General features: G+C 66.4%; 3 protein-coding genes. 2 read left to right on the top strand and 1 reads right to left on the bottom strand.

Translation table 11 applies throughout. The features are described from left to right. Positions 1 to 124 precede the first annotated feature (124 nt). Complete coding sequence (locus ACIPSA_RS51325; RefSeq protein WP_402649227.1) at positions 125 to 1,780, bottom strand: DUF2637 domain-containing protein; 1,656 nt, start codon at positions 1,778 to 1,780, stop codon at positions 125 to 127. Positions 1,781 to 2,571: 791 nt separating this feature from the next. Here ACIPSA_RS51325 and ACIPSA_RS51320 point away from each other — a divergent pair. After that, positions 2,572 to 3,726, top strand: a complete 1,155-nt coding sequence (locus ACIPSA_RS51320; protein ID WP_402649225.1) for a ParA family protein — start codon at positions 2,572 to 2,574, stop codon at positions 3,724 to 3,726. After that, the gene (locus ACIPSA_RS51315) at positions 3,723 to 5,048 is read left to right on the top strand and encodes a plasmid partitioning protein (RefSeq protein WP_402649223.1); all 1,326 of its coding nucleotides are present in this window, start codon (positions 3,723 to 3,725) and stop codon (positions 5,046 to 5,048) included. The genes ACIPSA_RS51320 and ACIPSA_RS51315 overlap by 4 nt, the downstream gene beginning before the upstream one ends. Positions 5,049 to 6,010 lie beyond the last annotated feature (962 nt).

Genomic DNA, 6,010 nt, shown 5'->3' with positions numbered 1-6,010 from the left:
GCCTGCTGCGGTTGCTCTTGCTTCCCACCTGGCACTACTTCCTCTGGAACCTCATGTCCCAGTCTCCAGGTGTCCACGATCAAGGGGAAGGTTCAACTCAGTTATCACCCAGCGACCGCGACGGTCAGTCGTTGCGAACAGAGCGCAGGTGGGCGCGGCCGCGCTCGCGCCGCTGCTTCTCCAGGATCTCCTTCGCCTTGATGACGTCGCGCTGTCCGGTCTTGGGCGACACCTCATTACGGCGGGCCGCCTCGGCGCCGGACAGCTTCTTGCCGTCCGCTTCTGTCTCGAGCAGCCACCGGACCACACGCTCGATCCGCTGATCCTCCGTCAACTCGTTCACCGGAGTCTCGGCGACCTGCTGCTCGGGGATGCGCGCGGTGGCTTCACCGGTGTTCGTTACTGTCGCCTCCCACGGTGCCACATCCCCGCCCGTGTCACTCGCGGCTGGGCTGGTCGTGAAGTCGAGGGCGGTCTGCCGTGGCAGCCGGCCGCCAGATGATGGCGTGTCGGCCGCGGACGCCATCGGTGCGGGCACCGGCTCAGCAACGGGTGCCTGCGGCGCACCGGTCGGCGCGGCCGACGGGCCTCCGAAGTGCGGGTGAATGGCGGCCGATCCACCGTGACCGGCCGGGTGGGTCGCGGCGGCCTGCTCGATGTCCGTGACCGACGGATCGGTCATCCACTCCCCCGAGTCCTCGAGACGGCGCCGTAGTTCCTTCACTACGGGCACCAGTTCCTTCTCCGCGATCGGGCCGCCGTGCGACGGGTCGGTGATGCCGTAGCCGTCGGCGAGGAAGAGCGCGAACTGGCGGGCGGTGGGAAAGTCGCCATGACGGTTGAGGTACTCCGTGTAGGCCGTCGGGAAGCCGGAGAACGAGTCAGCGGTCAGCCCCAAGGAGGCGTCTTCCTCCGGCTCTTCGGGCAGCGTCTCCGGCTGCGGGGACACCGTCTCCTCGGCGGCGGCCGAGGCTGCGGCCTGACCCTCGTCCTGGTGGCCCCAGGCTTGCTGAGCAAGGTCGCCGGCTTCGAGGGCCCGCTGATGTTCAGGGCTTGCGGGCGCGAGCGGCAGCGGGTCGGCGGCGGGCGACAAGCTGGCAAAGTGGGGCATTGGCTCGTCAATCCCGGCAGCCGCCAGCCCGGCCGGTGCGGTCTCGGCAAGCGGCACCCCGTAGCGGGCAAGCCGCAGCGGCATCACGGCCTCCACCGGCGCCTTGCGCTTCCACGCCCGCCCGAACCGCGAACGCAGGCGCGCCTGGTAGACGAGCCGCTCCTGTTCGAGCCGGATGACTTGGTCGTAGGAGCGGAGCTCCCAGAGCTTCATGCGGCGCCACAGGAGGAAGGTGGGGAGGGGGGAGAGCAGCCAGCGGGTGAGGCGGACGCCCTCCATGTGCTTGTCGGCGGTGATGTCGGCGATGCGGCCGATCGCGTGCCGGGCCGCCTCGACGGCGACCACGAACAGGATCGGGATCACCGCGTGCATGCCCACACCCAGCGGGTCCGGCCAGGCGGCGGCGCCGTTGAAGGCGATCGTGGCCGCCGTCAGGAGCCAGGCCGTCTGGCGCAGGAGCGGGAAGGGGATGCGGATCCAGGTCAGCAGCAGGTCCAGGGCGAGCAGGACGCAGATGCCCGCGTCGATGCCGATCGGGAAGACATAGGAGAAGTTCCCGAAGCCCTTCTTGATCGCCAGCTCGCGGACCGCGGCGTAGGAACCGGAGAAGCCGATACCGGCGATGATCAAAGCGCCGGACACGACCACGCCGATGAGAACGCGATGCATCCGAGTCAGCTGCAGTGGCGCGGCCACCCGTTACTCCCCTTCTGGCTCAGAGTGAACTGTGGTCTCACCCTGTCATGTATGCCAGGCCGTCACCACAGAGCTTGGAGCCAGAACCCGAGTTGGGCAGCACTACGTCAGCGGTTCGTGAGACACCTCGAACGGTTTGATGGGCTCGGACTATTCACCGGTTCCGACGGCAATGGATCCGCTGGGTCACGGCAGTTCAGTGGAACGGTGCCAACACCTATATGAGGGATAGCCGTCCAGTGGCACGGTTCGGGACTTCAGGGACGGAAGGTGTTAGCGGCAAAGCCCGGCCGTTGTTCGGTCGTGTCCCGCGTCGTGGTGTAGGGGATCAAGCGTTACGCGTTCCGGTACGAGGCACCTGACGATCTCCGCGCAGGCGGCAGTCCACGAGGCGCCCTGCTGAGGCGAGTTGGACCCCCGGTCCGGCGGAGCCACCGTCCCGGGCCTGTGGCTTCCGCCGCCTTGATCGGCTACACCACCCGGCGGGACACCATCCCGTTGTTCTGGCTCTCTACATGCCAGCGCTTCGCGTGACGAGCCCGTCTCTGCGGTGGCGGTGACTGCCGTAAGCGGCGCACTGCCCATGTCGGCATCGTGGGGGTTTGGGCGCTGAAGGCGCCAGGGGTGAAAGAGGACCAATACGGCATCCCAGACGCGGAGTCGGTACTGCTCGGGGCGGGGTTTTGTTGTCCGCGGACAACAAAGGGGGAACGACACGCCCTTTGTGGTGTTTCTGAGGCTCCTCGGGTGAGTAAGGTAGCGCCATGACCGCGCCATACGACCCGAGTGATCGGGAAAAGGTAGTAGCCAAGCTGCCTGCCGACCTACGCAAGGAACTGAAGGTCCGCGCAGCGGAGCTGGACAGAGACATCCAGGACGCCGTAACCGAGGGCGCCGAGGCCTGGCGGAAGGCAAGACCACGACCCGAGGTCGACACCGCCGGCGGCTCTTCGTTCTCGACCTACCTCCCCACCGGGCTGTACGACAAGGTCAAGAAGGTCTGCAAGACCCGTGGCATCTCCTACAACCAGGGCCTTGCGCAAGCGATCCGCCTCTGGCTCGACAGCAACCCCTCCCCCCGGCCCAAGCCGCTTCGGGTCACGGGGGCACGCCGGATCATCTTCGGCAACCAGAAGGGCGGCGTAGGCAAGACGTCGGTCTCCGCCGGCGTTGCCCAGGCGCTGGCCGAGTCCGGTTACCGCACGCTGCTCATCGACTTCGACCCGCAGGGCCACCTCACCAAGCAACTCGGCTACCCGATGCTCGACATCGACAGCGCCAGCTTGGCCAAGCACATGCTGGGCGAGGCGAGAGGCGACCTGAGCGAACTGCTCGTGCCGATAAAGGGCGGCGACTTCGAAGAGCACCTGTGGCTGCTGCCGGCCTGCAAGGACGCGTTCCTGCTCGACGCGAAGCTGGCCACCAGCCGGAACGTGCGCATCAAGGAGACGGCGCTGGAGAAGGCTCTGGAGCCGCTGGAGCAGGCCTACGAGTACATCGTCGTCGACTGCCCCCCGAGCCTGGGCTACGCCATGGACACCGCCATCTACTACTGCCGCACCCGTGAGGGCGAGGAGCCCAACACGTCCGGCATCGTGGTCCCGGTGCTGGCCGAGGACTCCTCCGCCGACGCCTACGACATGCTCTACGACCAGATCCAGGACCTCATCGAAGACCTGAACATCGACATCGCCCTGCTGGGATTCGTGGTCAACATGTACGACAGCCGCAAGGGCTACGTCGCCACCTCGTCCCTGGACGAGTGGAACAACATCGGCGAACCGCCGGTCCTCGCCGTCGTACCCGAGCTGAAGGACCAGCGCGAAGCCGTCCGCGTAAAGAAGCCTCTGCTGGTCCACGCCCCCTACGGTGACCAGTCGGACGTCATGCGGACCGTAGCCCGGAGGATCAGCGCATGAGCGTCGCCGACAAGCTGGGCACCGGATCGTCGTTCAGCCAGGTCCCCCGCGGCCGCAGCGCCCGAGGCCGCGCCAAGGCCATCACCCAAGGCGACGTGCCCGCCTACGAACTCGTCCGCCTCCACCTCGACGAGGTCTCCCCCACTCCCCTCAACCCGCGCCGCAACTTCGGCACGGATGAGGAACTGACCCGTTTCGGCGAGGAACTGCGCAACGTCCAGCTCGCCGCGTGCGTGGCCGTCACCCGTGACGCCTACCTCGCGCTCTGGCCCGACCACGCGGAGCGGATCGGCTCCGCCCGGCACGTCCTGGTCAACGGCGAGCGCCGCTTCCGCAGCGCTGTCCACGTCGGACTGGAAGCCCTCGACTTCGTCGTCCGCGACGACCTGGCCTCCTCCCGCGAGAAGTTCATAAACCACCTCCTGAAGGAGAACCTCGACCGGGAGGACTTCGACGTCATCGAACGCGCCCGGGGCGTCCAGGAGCTCGTGAACGTCTGCGCGGAACAGAACGAACGAGGCGCCCGCTCCCGTGCCGCTGAGCAATTGAGCAAGGACCGGTCGTGGGTGACGAACCAACTCGTGTTGCTGGAACTGCCGGACGAAATCCAGGCAATGCTCAGCTCCGGCAGCATGTCCGAACGCGATGGCCGGCTCCTGGCCCGGCGCCTGAAGGACCATCCGTCACTCGGCGCTGCCGCTCTACTGGGCTACCTCACTGAGACGAAAGAATCCCTCGCCCGCTCCAAGGAGTTGGAGAAGGCAGCTGTGGCCGCGGCCCGCGAGGAGTTGTTGTCCGCGGACAACAACTCTCCCGAGGCATCCGCAGAGCCTGAAGCATACGCAGAACCTGAAGCATCAGAGACTTTGTTGTCCGCGGACAACAACGCGAAGGTGCCCTCCCAAGGCCACCCCGAGAGGCAGGAACCAGCCCCGTTTCCCTCAGGCTCGGCAGCTGCCACCCCTGATGCATCTGCATCCGAGGCGAAGACCTCCGACGCGAAGGCCTTGTTGTCCGCGGACAACAACCAAAGGGGGGAGAGCAGCGAGGCCCTCCGTTCTGACGCCGATGACGCCCCGCAGGCTGCGGAAGCTCCGGCAAAGGAAGGAACGGACACACCGGGCAGCCACGACGGCAGCCAGCCACGCCAGCTGCCCTACCACGACGCTCCGTTCATCGCCTTGCACCTGCAGCGGAAGATGGAGCCACACGACTTTGCCCAGTGCGCCCGCACGATGCTGACAGCCCTGCGCGAGCAGCATCCTGAGGAGTACAGCGCGCTAGTGGACGAGCTGGTCCAGTTGCAGCAGGCCGTCTACTAGTACTGGCTTGCAGACACACGAGATGAGGCCCTGTCTCCACCCGGCGTGAACCGGCTGGAGACAGGGCCTCATCTCGTGTGAACCAGTACGACGGTTCACTCCTGCCGTGCGAGGTGCGCGTCGCCGTGTCTGCACCGCCGCAGGCAGGGCATCTGTTCTGTCTCACCCAAGCGAGTCGTTTTCTCAGCGAACCGAGTCGTTCGGGCGTCTGTCTCAGCGAACCTAATTCCTTCTTAAGCACTCCGGTGGCTCCGGGTGGGGTTGCCGGGGTGTTCGAGCAGTGAGGTCCGTTACGCCTGATTCGAGCTGGGCTTGTGAAGCCTCTGGTTAGAGCGTGGGGACGGACCTTGGTGCTCGTGGTGATGGCGATCGCGTGGGCGCCGGTCGGATGCCTACAGCGAACCGGGCCTCGATGCCTCCGACTAGAGAGGTGGCGTCCGGCGTCCGCGGGCCGCCATCACCAGGGGGATGACGTGCGTCGGCTCCGGGCGGATGCCTTTGGTGGGTCCGGATTCGAAGCCTTCTGTTAGAGCGGTGACGCCCGGGGCCGTCGAGCGTCAACACCGACCACCTTGATCCCTCGTTGGTGTTGGTGGGGCGAGCCCACCACACGGTGACCTCTCGATACGCCCGAGCCTCTGAGCTCCCGCATAGACCGAGGCCCGCGCGGTGCGCTGGTGCCACGAACACGGCTAGTGAGGCGTCGGTCCGACCCTGGTGGTCGAGACCTTGAATTAGGGAGCTGCGTGGCCCGCATGCGCTCGTGACCAGCGAAAACACCCGCATTCTCGGGAGGGAACCACCGTGATCTACTGCGGAATCGACTGGGCGGAGAAGACCCACGACGTCGCCCTGGTCGACGACAGCTGAACCTTCCCCTTGATCGTGGACACCTGGAGACTGGGACATGAGGTTCCAGAGGAAGTAGTGCCAGGTGGGAAGCAAGAGCAACCGCAGCAGGC

Origin of the sequence: Streptomyces sp. NPDC086549 (assembly GCF_044746205.1) — a bacterium.
GTDB lineage: Bacteria > Actinomycetota > Actinomycetes > Streptomycetales > Streptomycetaceae > Streptomyces.
The sequence above is the reverse complement of the archived record's forward strand: the minus strand, read 5'-3'. Positions and strand labels throughout refer to the sequence as shown.